This window comes from Psychrobacter sp. UBA3480 (assembly GCF_002377945.1).
GTDB lineage: Bacteria > Pseudomonadota > Gammaproteobacteria > Pseudomonadales > Moraxellaceae > Psychrobacter.
Genome location: NZ_DFQV01000002.1, coordinates 41,498 through 57,957 on the forward strand (window position 1 = coordinate 41,498; position 16,460 = coordinate 57,957).

The window sequence follows — 16,460 nt, forward strand, 5'->3', positions numbered from 1 at the left end:
CTGCTTTATCAAACATTAGGTCTTTAATAAAGCAGTCACTAACCATGGGCTTTGAATACATTCTTAATTAGGGAACACTTATGACATCTTTAACCAACGCAAAAGCATTATCTACCTTTGCTGTTTTAGGCTTATTTGCACTACCTACAGTCGCCATGGCAGATATGACAGAAGGGCTATATGGCACGGCACAACTGGGCTATAGTATTGCGGACACTGATTCAAAAGCTTACGGTAATAACATTGCAACCGATGACGATTTTCCAAGTTCATTTGAAGCTGATAATAGTATGGTCGGCGGTATAGGATTGGGTTATCAGTTTAACCGGAACCTACGTATAGAAGGTCGATTGGCAAAACGTAGCTTTGATATTGATGACTCACGCTACGGTACAGGCGCTCGTGATGGCGAGCAATACATTTTAGACGGTGAGTTTGAAAGCTTAACGATGACTCTTGAAGGGTTTTATGATTTCCCTATTAGTGCCTCATTTACCCCTTACGCTAAGGCAGGTATTGGACTCTCAAAAAATGACTATTCTGCTCGTTTGGGCGGAACTGGCGTAGCAGGGTTTGACGCATTTGATAGCAAAGCAGATGGCTATTATGACAACTACGCTGATGGCGACTCTAGCGAATTTACATGGAATATCGGAGCAGGTGCGAGCTATGCATTGACCCCAAGTACCCATTTATATGGAGAGTATCAATACATCGATTTTGGCGGCGACGTACAAACAGGGCAAGACGGCTTCAGCGATGGCTTTGAGATCAACGACGCTTCTGCTCATGAATTTAACTTAGGCTTACGCTATCAGTTTTAAGGTTTTGTAATTTATTAACTTATCTTAGGGCGTGTCCTCAATTCAAACGAGTGTCCTCTAAATGGGCTAAAAACAGCTAAATTTTGCCAAGCATCGTCAAATAGTTGGTCAATATCTCGATATTATCTGCACTATTTTCCTCGTTTGACGGCAATTTATCTCATTTTTATCACCATTTTTAAAATGAGGACACGCCCTAGTCTCGATATTTCATCTATATCTAAATACTTAAAACAAATTCTAAATCATCAATCTATCCAAAAGGTATTACTATGAAGATTTCAAAAGCTGCTTTATTAACCACTGTTGTTATTAGTACATTTGCATTGACCGCTTGCAACAACTTACAACCTGCTCATCAAGCTCAAAAGCATACACAGCATAATAGCCATCATCAAGGTGCTGACGTAGTATCAAATGCTAAAGTGATTGAGATTGCCTCTTTCAAACTTAAACCTAGTATCTCTTACGATGATTTTGCCGTTCTTGATCATAGCGTTGAGGTCAATCATGTGGCAAAACAAAAAGGCTTTGTATCTCGTGAGTCAGCAATGGGCGAAAACGGCGAATGGGTGGTTGTGGTGCATTGGGAAACGTTAGCGGATGCGGATGCTTCCATGACAAGTTTTACTAAAACACCTATGGCAGCTGAATTTATGGGCAGTATAGATTTGAAGACGATGGCAATGAATCGCTATACCTTAGTAGATTGATTTGAAATAAACAGCAATTTCAATCAATTGCAAACCAGTAGCTCGATTAGGGTTTATCTATTAACCCTAATCGACGTTCATTCTAGTTAAGAGAATCAAAGAGGTGCACTATGAAAATCGCAGTTACAGCCGCTAATGGAAAACTAGGGTCTGCCATTATTGAGAATCTACTACAGGCGCATGCCGCGACAGACATCGTGGCGCTGGCACGCACTCCTGCCAAAGCTGAGTTTTTGACCAAGCAGTATGGCATAGAGGTCAGAGCAGGTGATTATGATGATGTACAACAGCTTGAGAATTCATTACAAGGTATAGATAGCGTTTTACTGGTGTCTAGTATGGATGAGCCTGCTAAGCGTATTGGTCAGCACCGCAATGTCATTGAGTCTGCGAAAAAAAATGGTGTGACAAAAATCGTGTATACCAGTATTCAGGGTTCTAGTACTCAAACTGCGTTTGCGCCGATTGTTAAGAGTAATCAGCAAACAGAACAAGATATCAAAGATAGTGGTCTCAATTGGGTGATAGGCCGTAATGGTATCTATATCGAGCCTGATGTGGATTATATCGATAGCTATAAGGCGCAGGGTGAGATTGCCAACTGTGCAGGTGAGGGTAAGTGTGGCTATACCACTCATGAAGAATTGGCGGTCGCTTATAGCCAAATGCTAATCAATGCTAAGCACAATGCCAATACTTATAATTTAAATGGTGAATCCATTACCCAGAAGCAGCTCACTCAGTACTTGAATGACAGGTTTGGTACAACGTTTAGTTATCGTCATATGACCGTGGAGGCGTACAAACAAGACCGTATTGATGAACTAGGCGAGTTTATCGGTACAGTGATCGCTGGTATTTACGAGCAAATAGCAATAGGTGCTATGCACAACCAAAGCGATTTTGCCAAGGTAGTGGGGCGCGAACATATGAGCTGGACTGAGTACTTTAATAATTAATAAGACCGCGCATACTCAAGCTAAATATTATTTGAACGCTCTTTGATGTAATGCAAAATGTAAGGAAGACTACTATGCCTATGATTACGCCTACGAATAAATCCGTTACCAAATTCGAAGGTTTACACTTGTATCACGCGCCATTTTCCAACTGTGCTATGCGCGTAAGGATTGCATTAGCGGAGAAGCAGCTAGAGCGGACAAGCCATCTTATTGATCTATCCAAAGGTGAACAGCGTAGCAAGCAATATCTAGGAATCAATCCTAATGGTGTGGTACCAACCTTGGTAGATGAGGGTGTGGTTATTATTGATTCGACCGATATCATTGATTATTTAGACACCACCTATGAACCCAATTCGTTGCGTCCTGATAGTGAAGCTGAAATGCAGGCCATGTATGATTGGATGCATATGGCAAAAGATAATCATCTGTCCATAAAAACTTATATGTATTATAAATTAGGTGCCACGGGTCTTAGCGAAGAAGAGCTAACAGAATATCGCAAAAACCAAACTTACGACAAAGCACTGTTAGCGTTTCACGAGCATCGTAGTACACATGGTTTTAGTCAAGAGGATATTGATAAGGCTACCGCAGTTCTTGATGACTGTTTTGCAAAAATGGACGTGCGTCTCAAAGATCATGATTGGCTAGTTGGCGACGCCTTTTCATTGGCGGATATTACTTGGATTCCGCAATTGGTTGTTTTAGGTAGAGCAGGCTATCCTTTTGCTCAGTATGCACACTTTGAGCGCTGGAAAAATACAATTGTGGCACGCCCTAGTTTTAAACAAGCAGTGACTGATTGGTTGAAGTAGAGATGAGTGACGACAGCAGTAAGACTATAATAAAATGCACTTTAAAAGAGTATCTCAAACTAAAAAAATCACCCTAACTTGAACAGTGAGGGCGATTTTTTTATGTGCATCGACATAAACTTATAACGTCTGTAAATCCATCGAAGCGAGGTGCGTTCATGGTTCTTTGGACTATTAGTAGTAATCATTGCTAAAATATAAATGTGAATTAAGGCATCTATTTGATGAACATAGACATAAATTTATTAAAGACAACTCCATAAGGAGGTTGTAATAAATTCATAGCATTTATTTTGGGCTGGACCAAAATGGGTTTCATATGACTAAAGCGTTCAAAGCCAATCTTACCGTGGTAAGCTCCTATACCGGAATGTCCAACCCCGCCAAAAGGCAATTCATGCTGCAGGGCATGTAATACAATCTCATTAATACAGACACCGCCAGATACCGTATGGGAGCGAATACGCTTAATATCCTTTTCTGAATTTCCGAATATATATAACGCTAATGGTCTAGGGCGTTCATTGATAAATGCGATAGCTTCATCTAACTCTTCATAATGTATGAGTGGTAGTACTGGTGCAAATATTTCATTTTGCATTAATGCACTATCTAATGTAGGTTCAGTTACGATAATAGGAGGCATTAAGCGTGAGTTGATATCTGGTTTCACTTCAGTTGTATGGTGAACATTCTCTTTCGGTATTTCGTCTAGATACTTTTGAACTCTAACAAACTGAGCACTATTGATAATGTGGGTATAGTCCTTGTTTGTCGTGATTTTTGGGTAATGCTTTTGCATCCATTTCTTGGCTAGACTAGTAAACTGCTCATGATACTTGCGATTTAACAGTACATAGTCAGGTGCTATACAAGTTTGTCCAGCATTTAGCGCTTTACCCGTCATGATTCTATTTACAGCACTTTCTAAGTTGGCATTATCTAGTACAATCACCGGAGATTTACCACCGAGCTCAAGAGTAACTGGCGTTAGATTCGGAGCCGCTGCTGCCATGACTTTTTTGCCTACTTCTGTAGAGCCGGTATAAATCAAATGATCGAAAGGAAGCTCACTAAAAGCCACCGCGATATCAACATCACCTACAACAACATTTATCATCTCTGGTGAGAAATGTTTTTCAATAGCTTCAGCAAATGCCTGAGCAAATTTTGGCGCAGCTTCACTCATTTTGACCATAATACGGTTTCCCGCTGTAATAGCATCTATCATTGGACCAATCGCTAAATATAGTGGATAGTTCCAAGGGACCATGATACCCACTACGCCCAATGGTTGCGGTTCTATTTCATTACGAGCTGGCAAGTAAACAGCTGAAACAGGCGCCTTTCGAGTTTTCATCCAAGACTCACCATGTTTCTTTGCATGACTGATACTTGTAAAACTTGAAAATAATTCGGCAAACTTAGTTTCACCTTCACTACGTTGACCAAAATCTGCATTGATAGCACTAGTAAGTTTATCCTTATTTTTACTTAATAAGGTTTCAAGAGTTTCAAGTTGAGATTTTCTAGTATCCCAGTCAGTTATAGGTTCTTTGCGACTCAGTTTTTGCAGTCTCAAAAACTGGGTTTGTAGATCTTTCTTGTTGGTAATGATTGCGGGTGAGCTACTTACCGAAGAGCTGTTATCAATTTGAGTGCTATCCATCGTTTTCATCCTTGAAATGTTTTATGAAATTATCCTAGGAGGATGGCATATAACCATACTCCTAGGATTTTGCGTAATTGAGATATTAATCTGGTAGTACTATTGCAGTAGTCACTATCAATTCAATACGCAACGCTTACATGGCCTTTAGCCACTACCATGTCGGGCATGTTTTCATTTAATTTAACGGAATCTTCAGTTTCAATAGTTGTGCTACCGTGGCTTAGATGAAAACGCTCCATCTTTATTTCCTGAGCAATTTTTTCTGCAATGGCTATCGTTGGAGCGTTAGTATTTGCACTATTAAGGTGAGGCATAATAGAGGCGTCCACAACACGTAGTCCGATTACACCTCTCACTTTGAGATCTAGATCCACCACGGATTCAGCATCTGAGCCCATCCTACACGTGCCTACTGGATGATATATAGTGTCTGACTTATTGCGGATATAACCTAACAAGCCGTCTTTATCCAGTGCGAAAGCTGCATAGTCTTTAGTAATATATTTGGCAATAGGTTGTTCTTGCATGATTTCGCGCGTACGTTGAGCACCTGCCACCATCATTTCCACATCTTTTGGATGGTCTAAATAGTTGGGATCAATTAGTGGCGCGGCATTTGGGTCAGAGGACGCGAGCTTTACGGTGCCACGGCTTTCAGGTCTGAGATAACAGCTATGAATAGATACCGCATATCCCCACTTAACTTGACGGCCATGATCGATGACTCTAGAGATAACAAAGTGAAGCTGGGTATCTGGCCAGTCTTTAGGTGTGGCATTTGTGGCACTAAAAAAAGCAGCTCCTTCAGCAAAATTGGTTGATAGCAGTCCAGTCCCATCCTTTCTCCAATCACGAGCTCCTTTCATGAGACTGATGCCGCCAGCAAAACCTACGCCAAATACGTCTTTTGTGTTCACCTCATAGTCAAACACAACATCAAGGTGATCTTGGAGATTTTCACCAACATTAGGAGAGTCATAGACAACACGAATACCGTGCTTTTCTAACTCTTCTTTAGGACCAATGCCTGATAGCATCAAAATCTTTGGAGAGCCAAAAGCACCAGCACACAGAATGACTTCTGCATTGGCCTTAATGGTATTTTCTTGATTATCTTTGAGGTAAACCATTCCTGATGCTACTCTGTTCTCTATGAGAACGTGAGAAGCAATGGCACCTGTAATAATAGTTAGGTTGGGTCTGTCTTCTACAGGGTGTAGGTAGGCGGCAGCAGCTGAACAACGCTGCCCTTGTTTTTCACCATGGAAATGAGTTAATTGGTAAAGGCCAGCTCCATCCTGCTTATCACCATTGAAGTCGTCATTTCTATCTAAGCCATTCGCGATGCATGCATCGACAAAAGCATTAGTAATAGGCCGAGGGCTAAGAGGGTCGGCAACGTTTAACGGTCCACTGTCGCCATGAAAATGATTTGCACCACGGACATTGTTTTCTGCCTTTTTGAAATATGGTAAGAGTGAATCGTAACCCCAACCGTCACAGCCCTCATCAGCCCAGCGGTCATAATCTTTTGCACTACCACGGGTATAAACCATCGCATTAATAGCTGATGAGCCACCTAAGCACTTGCCACGAGGTTGATATCCAATACGATTGTTTAGGTGTTTTTGGGTCACAGTACTGAGACACCAGTTGTTTATCTTAATGGGCTTGTCTCTCATTTGGGCAATAACTGCCGCAGGTAAACGTACTACTAGATCTTTGCCATCACCCCCTGACTCTAAAAGGCACACTGTGACTTGAGGATCTTCACTTAATCGACTTGCCAACACGGATCCTGCAGATCCACCACCAACGATAATATAATCAAATTCCATGATTAGTTAACTCCTTCCTTGGATTATCCTAGCTACTACTAGGCTTTTTTTGCTAAAGTTAGATATTTAATCTAACGGGTCAAACAGTCAAAACACTGATAAAACTGATCAATATTTTTCATTCATGTACTTTTGTATAACCTACTATCACTTAGAAGTGTTTTAACCGTGCTGCTAAATACACTCCAAAAAGTGAACGGTAGTTTTAAATCAAGTCAAATTCAACACAGAGTAAATCTATGGAACTCAATGAATATACGGTTCATAAGCTGACAGCGCTCTGTTATAGAAAAGCCGTAGCAACATATCTAATACAGATAAATCGCTCATCTGATATACCCAAAATTATGTCACAATTTAGTGATCTCGATGATTTTGAAGGCGATAGAATGCCACTAGCTGTCGTCACGAATGAGTTCAATTTGGCTACCTATTTCTTCCAAGATGATTATATAGGGCTAAAAGTTTTTAACTATATCGAGATTGAGTCTCTTCCTTTTTATAAGGGAATAAGCCAATGTATCACTCCTCTAATAAATGCCAATATTGATATTCCTCTTATTGTTCTCTGCCGTTTGATTTCGCGTTACTTCAAAGTCATGACTGAATCAATCGAGGTTCATTTATTTGAGAGAAAAGATTTAATCCGTCTTGAGTTCAATCCAAGCGTTCCTGAACAGGTTAATAAACATCAAATTGATGGCATTATTTTTTCCGTTTATAAAATTATCTCGACATTTAGCTCCCTCAAACCTGTAGAGCTTACTTTGGCGCATCGGCAGTCTTCCCAAGGGTTTGAGCTATATAAACAGTTCTTAGGTGTTCCAGCAGAAATGTCTAAAACAGTCAATAGTTTAACGTATCGAATCGATAGGGCTGATCACATTTACTACTCATCGGAACACGCAAAAAACACTGTAGGAAGTACATTTTTTATCAACCCTTTGCATCATATGCTTGATAAGAACTTCACCGATACCAGCTATACACAACGTTGTCAGCATATACTCATAACAATCATGGGTCTGCATGAGCCGACTCGTGAGCAAGTTGCTCAGGTGCTCAATATGAGTGTTAGTAGCTTGCAAAGGCGTCTAAGAGAAGAGGGTACTTCTTTTAAAGCGTTGCTATTGGAAGTTCGAAAAAAGTTAGTTTATAAATACTTAATAGAGCAGAGGTTATCAGCTACAGATACGGCATTTTTACTTGGTTATCATTCTAATAGTCAGTTTTTTGGTGCTTTTAAAAGTTGGTTTGGGATGACGCCAAGAGCATATAAAGAATGTTATCTCAGTGACTAACAGCTCGTTATATATATGCTTTGACTATAGCAGCGAGGGCATGATCATCCTTGATTTACTAACTGTATCGTAGGATATCTTTTGAAAGTAGGCATATTCAGGTCAAGGAAAGTTAATACTGTCTTAATTCGGGTCAAGGTTTATATGGTGCTAAAAATTCAGCGATGTCAGACTCTATATAAAGACCGACATATAAAACGGTGATAAGCTATTGAGTACTTTTATGATCAAGTGATTAGCCAGTGCATCTCCCTTTGCTTGAGTTTGATATTAGTGATCAAACATAAAAAAAGCGCCCATTACAGGCGCTATTTTTTATTCTATTTAATAAGCAAAAATCATGATAGCTTTTTGGTAAAAACTATTTTTAGTAGTTGGCTTTGATTTGTGTTTCTAAAAAATTAGCCGCGACGTCATTGTACAGACTACAATAAACTTCTTCGATGTCAGGGTTAGTATTGAAATTCTCTTGGACTCCGCTTTGATTATAGAAAGCATCATATATCAAGCCGTTGTATCTAACAGCTGCCACGATTCCGCCATCTTCATCAGTATATCGAGCAGCTGGTAGCTCGTTGTCGATTCCGATGTTTTCTTTGACAAGATTGATGACAGTGTTATACGTTTTCTCGTTAGCAATCCACTCATCTATAGTCATGCTACCTTCATCTTCGTCTTCAGAAAAGGTGTAGAAATTTTGATTAGGTGTCTCTAGGAATATATAGCATTGAGAGCCATTAGGAAAAACAGGGTTAACACTGCTAGGAAAAGAAGATAAATCAGTGTCAATACCTGTTTTAGCGTTGGATGGCTGTTTGCCTACGCCTTCAAGGTCAAGGGTTACAATGTCATAAGTTGAATTGACGGAAGCATTTCCTGAACGAATATTTAGCTTGAACGTATCACTATCCACAAAGCTAATCTTATAAAACTGACTATCAAAATCCTCAGGAACCGCAATGAACAAATTTTGGCCAGCGTAAAACTCTAATTCAGAGACATCACCTACGCTATCCTGATATGCAGTAGGTGAGCTTCCTACAATAGTAGATATTGTCTGCATTAAGCCGCTATTGCTAAGTCTATAAGCGAGCTTACCCCATGCATTTTTGTACTCTCCATCGTTCACATCGGTAAAAGAGTCAAAGACTGTATAGCTTAGTTCATTATTAACGATAGGACCACCATCGTCTCCATTGCTTGCGACGTACTGACCGTCACTATCTCCACCACATCCTGTAAGTACTAGAGCACTGGCCAATGCGAGGCCCGTATATAATTTATTGATTTGCATATTGTTACCTATCGTTAGCTTCCCGTAAGAAAGTAATCATAGTTAAAGCTATATTAAATTGCAAAACAAAATTTCAGTCTTAACGTTATCGCTACAATTGTAATATATTTTACTTAGTGAGGTTGTCCTGATTATTTATTAAAAATCTACAATTTATAAATTGGGTTACTTGAGCAGCTAATAGCAATGGTCTGATTTATAGCAAGATAAAAAGGCATTGATACAAGTACTATTGATAGGTAAAAAGTGAATGATTATTAATGGAAAAGATTATCGTATCGTTTTTTTAGCTAGCTTTAGGCAGGCTATTTATATTTATCATATGGAATATATTCATAGAAAATGATGAATATTTCTGCTATACCTAGTTATACTAATTAATTTGGTTAGTTTATCTAATTAAATTAATTGGCTATATGGATTTTTAATCTCACGTATCGGAGTTAAGCAAACATAAAGGACGATAACTATGAAATTAGCAAAAGCTGTACTTGCCAGCATCTGTATCTTACCGTTAGCCACCATCGCTTATGCTGAAGACGTTAATACTCAAAACTTACGTATCTCTGAAACCTCAATGATGAGCGTCAATGAAGCAGCACCAGCAACCATGAAAATGCACAATGATAATTATCATACGGGCGAAAAATCGAACGCCATTCAAGACGGCAGCGATGTAGAAGTGGACAAAGAAAGAACGTGGCGCTGGCCTTGGCAGAAGAAAAAAACAGTAGATAGACCTAAGTTTTAAGTGGATATATCAGAAATAAGGCACTATAGAGGAATACCACGATGAAACTATTTAAAGCCATCTTAACCAGTATCTGCATTTTACCGTTAGCTGCTATCGCTTATGCTGAAGACGTTGATACTCAACACTTACGCATCTCTGAAACCTCAATGATGAGTGTCAATCACGCTGCACCCTCAAGTATGCAGCAAAAAGAAGCAACGCAGATCAGTAATCAATCAAGTGCCATTAATAATTCAAATGATGTTGAAGTAGATAACGAAGAGGGATTCAGATGGCCTTGGCAAGGGTTAAGGGAAGCTCTCAAGTTTAGAAAAGACTTTAAGAACCAATCAAGACCCTAAAGAGTCTCGGGCAGATAGTCCGTCATATGGATCATTTGATGGCAAATCTACGTAGATTCTTACAGTGGTTTCAGCTGTTCACAGTGATTTATTGATATTAAATACTTTTACACAAGGATGTATATTATGAATATTTATAAGCAAATAACGATACTGACACTTAGTATGTCTCTAATAGGGCTCAGCCATGCCGCCGATGATATGGCAGGTGCCAAAAGTGGTATTACTTTAACTGAGAATAGTGATGTGAGTATCAGAAACCACAACTGGAGCACAACGAATAGAGAACCTAAGCATAAGCGTAAACGTAGTACCGTTAAAGTGAGTGCACCGATGGAAGAAACCGCCTCGCAAGTAGCTCTTACTAAGTTTGCTGAAGAAAATAACATGATTGAAAAAAGCTATGGCGACGTTTGTGGCGCTTTTATGGAAAGCCAAATGGCAGAGACTAAATCCCAAGGACATCGCTGGGGCAAGTCTGAGTCACATTGGACCAAAAAATCATTTAAGATTTTTAAAGCACGTGAATTTACGAGTGGTGAAGAGGAGCTGGCGCAAAGCGCAGGTCATCTATTTGGTAAAACTATAAAAAAACATAACTGTATTACTACTAAAGTAGGGATCAATGACGAAAACGTTGAACTTGAGTCTATGAAACTAGCAAAATAATTGAGCAATGCTATATATGCTATATATGAGTAGAACAAAGTGACAGTTAAAAATTTAGCTGTCATTTTTTATGTACTAAGCCACATTTTGGAGAGTATTCATGAAAACCTTTTGTTACCTACTGGTGAGTCTGCTTTTTTTGTATTCTGCTCAAGCCAATGCCCTAAATACTAACGAGAAAATGATCAATGAGCTGTATCAGGATACTGAGCTTGATATTGATAATGTAGATGACGTTTTTGCATACGTGTTATCACAGACTGACGATACCCTCACTATTTACCCTTCAGAGGGCTATTATTACTTTAATTTTTACCATCAGGGCAACTTAATAAAAGGCAATATGTTGGTGGGTCATAAGTTAAGACAGCAAGGCAGCTTATCCTTTATATATTTTTATGACATAGCCGGCAAAGAACGGGGTGAGTTTAAAACGCATCATAAACTATATAAGTCATCAGACATATTTAGCCTGAAAGAATATCAACCTAATTTATATCAATTAACTTTCAAAAATATCAAAAAAAACCTTGAGATTAATCAGATAGAGCTGAATGCTGATTTTGTAAAGACGCTTGAGAGTAAAGGTTTTGAAGTCAACCTACCCATGATGGACGATTCGGGAGTCACACTCTATTTGGCATTTCATCCTACTACCAATAACTTCTATTATATTAATCCTTTATCTAGAGATGATGAATTTTACTATCCTTTTAGCGACGTACTTAAAGTGGGTGCTAGGACTCAATTTGTGTACTTGCCTATGGAAAAATTTGCCATATTAGTAGGCGTTGATGCCAATAATGTTTATAAAAATAACTATTACGATGGCCCTTTTGATCAGCTCCCTGATGAGGCATTAGCCAATATAGACTATAAATCTTATTTATATCGAGTAAATCCAAGCTGGAAAGATAAAGTATATGATGACGGCTATTTTATAGATGACCCCGATGCTCGTGTTGCACTGACCAATTATTTTGAATATTTATCACTTGATGAACTCAAAAAAATCCAACCTTGTGCGTCCGATAAAAATCCGCTGCAGTGTTTAGAAGATATTGGGATGCGTTTTTGATTTTGCACGATGCTTTCTTATATAAGAACACTGCCAGTTATCGCCATACGTTGCATCATGATTGATGATAGTAGATCAGGCGAAGATATACTCTATGGGATTTCCATAGTAAAAAACTCAATAGGGCTTAACATTTATTAAAGTTTTTCTAAAGTAGAAATTGATATTATCTTCTCAATATAATAGATCTATTATTTTGTCACTACAATTTTTGAGTGAGTAACGATAAACAGTTATGACATTTAGACAGGTACATACGTATATAGCCTGACCATTACTAACTTTCAAATATCAATCCAAACGAGAGCGTGTTATGACCCTTATAAAAACGGCTCGAGCTTTCAGCTTGCTTGCTATTGTCACTGCCATACAAGTTTCATCACTGACATCTGCCTACGCCCATGATCCTAGTGCACATACCATTGCGGCCAAGGAATGGCAGATCACCGGCCAGCCTAGTGTCGCTGCTGACTTTATCAAATTAGAAGACGATACTGTTTATTTAACAGATAGCCACCATCAGCTACTTTCTTTCAACTTGTCAGACTTTTCAGCCAATGATCAAACCTATATTCTGGAAAAAAACGCACATATTCAAGCGATCAATCAGCTAGCAGTGATTGACAATCTAGTCAGTAGTAATCAATTAACGGCTATCCAAAATCCAAACGATACTACTGTTATCGCTAACGATAATGGAACGGCACTAAATAAAGCTGATGCGGCAACGTCTGCTATAACGGATAACAGTGACACACGCTCTGTTTTATTTTTCTACCTCCTGGGCGGCTTGGTCTTAGCGAGTGGTTTGGTTTGCTTTTATGTTTTGAACATACGCCACAAAAAACACCGACCGTCAAAAATGGCCTATTCAGTTTTTGGTGTAATAGGGGCAACTGCTTTGCTAATCGCCTGTAGCAGTACTGAGACGGCCCAAAATATCGGTGAAAAGACGAAAGAGGCGATTGCTCATTTACCAGTACCAGCCAATGATATTGATTTTATGACGTCAGTATTTGGCTCGTTCGATAACGTCAGTACTCATCATGATGATAAATATCTGTATGTCGAATCAAATGGTATTCCAAGCCACGAAATGATGACAGGTATCACCAGTTGGCAACAGCAAGTACCTATCGACCAGGATTATACCAATGAGAACAGTTGGGTCATTCCCTTGCAGCCTGAGCTTGCCGATGAGCCTCTAATGGCCAAAGACAATTTTATGAAAGGGGCTATCGCTATTGCAGCCAATGGCATTCCTATATTCAACCCATTAAACAATCGTGGTGAGGACGCCAAAGCATTCGGAGAATTAGACAATTGGGGCGGGCATTCTGGACGCGCTGATGACTACCATTATCATCTTGCACCAACCCACCTACAGTCACAAGTTGGTGAAGGTAAGCCCATTGCTTATGCGCTAGACGGCTTTCCTGTCTATGTTGAAACCGATGATGAGCTTGATGAATATTTAGGCAAATTCAATGAAGACGGTAGCTATGAATACCATGCTACCTCAGAGTTTCCGTATTTAATTGCAGGCTTGCGCGGTAAGGTCACTATAAACCCAGATACGACAGCGCCAGAAAATGAAATTTCACCACAAGCACATACTCATGGCGTTCGCCCAGCGCTGACGCCTTTGCGCGGAGCTGAGATCACAGATTACAAAATTATAAGCCCGACTCAATATAGTCTAACGTATACCCATGACGGTCAAGAGCATAAGCTGAATTACGGTTGGGGCGCTACTGAAGCGACTAAAGATACTTATACTTTTGAGTTTATTGATCCAGAGGGTACGACTGTACAGACTTATAAACGCTCTGATGATACACAGAAAAAATAATGTGAATCTAATGATAATGATCAGTTATAGAGACAAATAAGCTGAGTTTTAGACTATCTTATATAATGCTAAGGAATCCTAATGAAACCTATTTTAATACCTGCTTTGCTAACCACGACAATATCTGCTGTATTGCTAGCGGCGTGTAGCCAAACTCAAATAGACTCAGTAGCTACCGATGCCAATGAGCAAACCACAGCATCAATAAGTAGTGCAGATGCCAGCAGCTATACTGGCACCGCTAGCTTAACTCAAGGTCTTGCCCAGACTGATGTGACAAATGCCTATGAATGTGACCACGGTCGTCAAACCACCATCGGTAGTATCCAGTCAACTGACGGTAAAACATGGACAGTACCATCAGCGACCAATTTGCTCAATACAGATTTCCCAGTGGCATCCGACTTAAACAATCCTTGTACGGGCAACGACTATCGCACCGCCAGTGAAGCATTAGATCAACTTGATAGCTCAGACATCATTGAAGTAGATGCAGATGGTGAGGTGTATACCGCTTATATCTTTGCAGATAATTATTTTGAGATGTACGTAAATGGCGTAGCCGTCGGGCGTGACAATGTACCATTTACTCAGTTCAATTCAAACATAGTGCGTTTCAAAGCAAAAGCACCGTTTACCGTTGCTATGCATCTAGTAGATTGGGAAGAAAACTTAGGTATTGGTTCAGAAAGCAATAACGGCTCAGAATTTCATGCAGGAGATGGTGGTCTAGTCGCTGTGATCAAAGATAAAGATAACAACATCATCGCCAAGACCGATGAAAACTGGAAAGCACAAACCTTTTATACCGCGCCGATTAGAGACTTGTCCTGTGTTAGTGAGTCAGGTAGCGAGCGCCTATCTAGCAATTGTGTTACCACAGCTAATGTACAAGACGGTTCGGCAGATTATGGCCTGCATTGGGAATTGCCTACCAACTGGCAACAAGCAGACTTTGATGACTCTAGTTGGCCGAATGCTACCACCTATAGTAACCAAACCATTGGGGTAGACAACAAATCAGCTTATACCAATTTCACAGATATTTTTGATAACGAAAAAGCAAATGCTGAATTCATTTGGTCAACCAATGTAGTACTCGATAATGAAGTTATCGTACGCTATACAGTAAATGGATTATAAAACTTTATTTAGATTGGTCAGCCTTTATGAAAGCTACTAGGTAGTAAAGTTTCAGTTATCAAATGCTTATACTAATAACATCGCCTAGTACAACTGAACTTCATGCCTGAGAACTCTATAATCATAGCTAATAGTGCTCAGGCATTCTTTGCTTTGATTAAAGCGAAGTCGATATATATGACTATTATCGTCAAACACTCTCATCCATCTTTGCTTATTCATATGAAAAACAGGCTTATTACTTAGCAGTAGTAAGCCTGTTTTTGATGTAATGATTCTCGCAAATGCGCTACAAGCAGTTTCAATTTTTGGTCCGGCTGCCGTGCCTTGGGGTAAACCGCATACATGCCCATTTTCTTTCGTGTAAAGCGTTGCAAAATCTGAGTGAGCGTGTTTTGCTGCATCTCTTCATAAACAAGTGCTTGTGGTAAAAAGGCAATACCTAGGTCGCTGAGCGTGGCTTGTTTAATCGCATTAAGATGATTGCTATGAAACCGACCCTGTACAGCAAGCAGTTGCTCCGTGCCATCTATATATAGCGGCCATATACCATTCGCCGTATGATCAAACTTATAGACCAAACACTCATGACTCCGTAATTGTTCAGGGGTTTGAGGTGTGCCGTGTCGCTCTAAATAGTCTGGTGTTGCACATATGACCCATTGGCTATCTATAAGACGTCTTGCAATGAGTGATGAGTCTTCAAGCTCTGCTGTCCTTATCGCCAGATCAAACCCTTCTTCTATCAAATCAACCAATCGATTGGTAATCTGTAAATCTACTGATATTTCTGGGTGTTGTTTACAGAATTCGGCAATGGATTCGCTCAATATTAGATTTGCAGAGACCGCTGGCATGGTTATACGTATGTTGCCTTTCATGTCCTCACCATAGCCTGTAACGGCATTTTCAGCTTCCTGAAAGGCAAATTTAGCGATTTTAGCTTTGTCATAAAGCGTCCTTCCTGCATCGGTTAAGCTTAACTTTCTGGTTGTCCTATACAGTAGCTGTGCATTTAAGCTCTCTTCTAATCTTACAATACGTTTGCTTACCACTGAATTCGTTAATGACAGCTTTTCAGCGACCCGAGAAAATGATCCTTCATCAACCACTTGGACGAATAAAACCATATCGTCAGCTTTGCCCATACTTGTTCCCCAATTGGTGTAATACGTTTTGGATTATAGCAAAAAAAGAAAAT

15 protein-coding genes are annotated in these 16,460 nt (G+C 39.6%); 11 read left to right on the forward strand and 4 right to left on the reverse strand.

Annotation, left to right across the window (positions count from 1 at the left end; translation table 11 throughout):
- The first annotated feature begins 80 nt into the window (after positions 1–80).
- From B2863_RS00695 to B2863_RS00710, 4 genes are all read left to right on the forward strand, one after another.
- On the forward strand, positions 81–824 hold the full coding sequence (locus B2863_RS00695) for an outer membrane protein (RefSeq protein WP_296206808.1): 744 nt from the start codon (positions 81–83) through the stop codon (positions 822–824).
- A gap of 272 nt (positions 825–1,096) precedes the next feature.
- Positions 1,097–1,537 carry an antibiotic biosynthesis monooxygenase family protein gene (locus tag B2863_RS00700; protein ID WP_296206809.1) on the forward strand — a complete coding sequence of 147 codons (441 nt, stop codon included), beginning with the start codon at positions 1,097–1,099 and terminating at the stop codon, positions 1,535–1,537.
- Between the two features lie 110 nt (positions 1,538–1,647).
- Positions 1,648–2,496: an NAD(P)H-binding protein gene (locus B2863_RS00705; protein ID WP_296206810.1), complete on the forward strand. Its 849-nt coding sequence runs from the start codon at positions 1,648–1,650 to the stop codon at positions 2,494–2,496.
- Between the two features lie 74 nt (positions 2,497–2,570).
- A complete protein-coding gene (locus B2863_RS00710) occupies positions 2,571–3,317 on the forward strand; it encodes a glutathione S-transferase family protein (protein ID WP_296206811.1) in 747 nt (248 codons plus the stop codon).
- Between the two features lie 217 nt (positions 3,318–3,534).
- On the opposite strand, the gene B2863_RS00715 is transcribed toward B2863_RS00710, so the two are convergent.
- Positions 3,535–4,986: a coniferyl aldehyde dehydrogenase gene (locus tag B2863_RS00715; protein WP_296206812.1), complete on the reverse strand. Its 1,452-nt coding sequence runs from the start codon at positions 4,984–4,986 to the stop codon at positions 3,535–3,537.
- 122 nt (positions 4,987–5,108) lie between these two features.
- Positions 5,109–6,827 carry a GMC family oxidoreductase gene (locus tag B2863_RS00720; protein ID WP_296206813.1) on the reverse strand — a complete coding sequence of 573 codons (1,719 nt, stop codon included), beginning with the start codon at positions 6,825–6,827 and terminating at the stop codon, positions 5,109–5,111.
- Positions 6,828–7,066: 239 nt separating this feature from the next.
- Between B2863_RS00720 and B2863_RS00725 the strand changes: the two genes are divergently transcribed.
- Complete coding sequence (locus B2863_RS00725; protein ID WP_296206814.1) at positions 7,067–8,128, forward strand: helix-turn-helix transcriptional regulator; 1,062 nt, start codon at positions 7,067–7,069, stop codon at positions 8,126–8,128.
- Between the two features lie 367 nt (positions 8,129–8,495).
- Here the strand turns inward: B2863_RS00725 and B2863_RS00730 are convergent, their stop codons facing one another.
- Complete coding sequence (locus tag B2863_RS00730) at positions 8,496–9,422, reverse strand: hypothetical protein (protein ID WP_296206815.1); 927 nt, start codon at positions 9,420–9,422, stop codon at positions 8,496–8,498.
- Positions 9,423–9,891: 469 nt separating this feature from the next.
- Between B2863_RS00730 and B2863_RS00735 the strand changes: the two genes are divergently transcribed.
- The 6 genes from B2863_RS00735 to B2863_RS00760 all read left to right on the forward strand — a co-directional run bounded on the left by B2863_RS00735 (position 9,892) and on the right by B2863_RS00760 (position 15,259).
- Positions 9,892–10,173 (forward strand): hypothetical protein, encoded by a 282-nt coding sequence (locus B2863_RS00735; protein ID WP_296206816.1) that lies wholly within the window; start codon positions 9,892–9,894, stop codon positions 10,171–10,173.
- Between the two features lie 41 nt (positions 10,174–10,214).
- Positions 10,215–10,517, forward strand: coding sequence for a hypothetical protein (locus tag B2863_RS00740; protein WP_296206817.1), 303 nt, complete (start codon positions 10,215–10,217; stop codon positions 10,515–10,517).
- A gap of 126 nt (positions 10,518–10,643) precedes the next feature.
- Complete coding sequence (locus tag B2863_RS00745; RefSeq protein WP_296206818.1) at positions 10,644–11,186, forward strand: hypothetical protein; 543 nt, start codon at positions 10,644–10,646, stop codon at positions 11,184–11,186.
- Positions 11,187–11,286: 100 nt separating this feature from the next.
- The gene (locus B2863_RS00750; protein ID WP_296206819.1) at positions 11,287–12,264 is read left to right on the forward strand and encodes a hypothetical protein; all 978 of its coding nucleotides are present in this window, start codon (positions 11,287–11,289) and stop codon (positions 12,262–12,264) included.
- Between the two features lie 313 nt (positions 12,265–12,577).
- The gene (locus tag B2863_RS00755) at positions 12,578–14,116 is read left to right on the forward strand and encodes a YHYH protein (protein ID WP_296206820.1); all 1,539 of its coding nucleotides are present in this window, start codon (positions 12,578–12,580) and stop codon (positions 14,114–14,116) included.
- 81 nt (positions 14,117–14,197) lie between these two features.
- Positions 14,198–15,259 carry a hypothetical protein gene (locus tag B2863_RS00760; protein ID WP_296206821.1) on the forward strand — a complete coding sequence of 354 codons (1,062 nt, stop codon included), beginning with the start codon at positions 14,198–14,200 and terminating at the stop codon, positions 15,257–15,259.
- Between the two features lie 242 nt (positions 15,260–15,501).
- Here the strand turns inward: B2863_RS00760 and B2863_RS00765 are convergent, their stop codons facing one another.
- Entirely contained in the window at positions 15,502–16,407 is a 906-nt protein-coding gene (locus B2863_RS00765) for a LysR family transcriptional regulator (protein ID WP_296206822.1), read from the reverse strand.
- Positions 16,408–16,460: the final 53 nt, after the last annotated feature.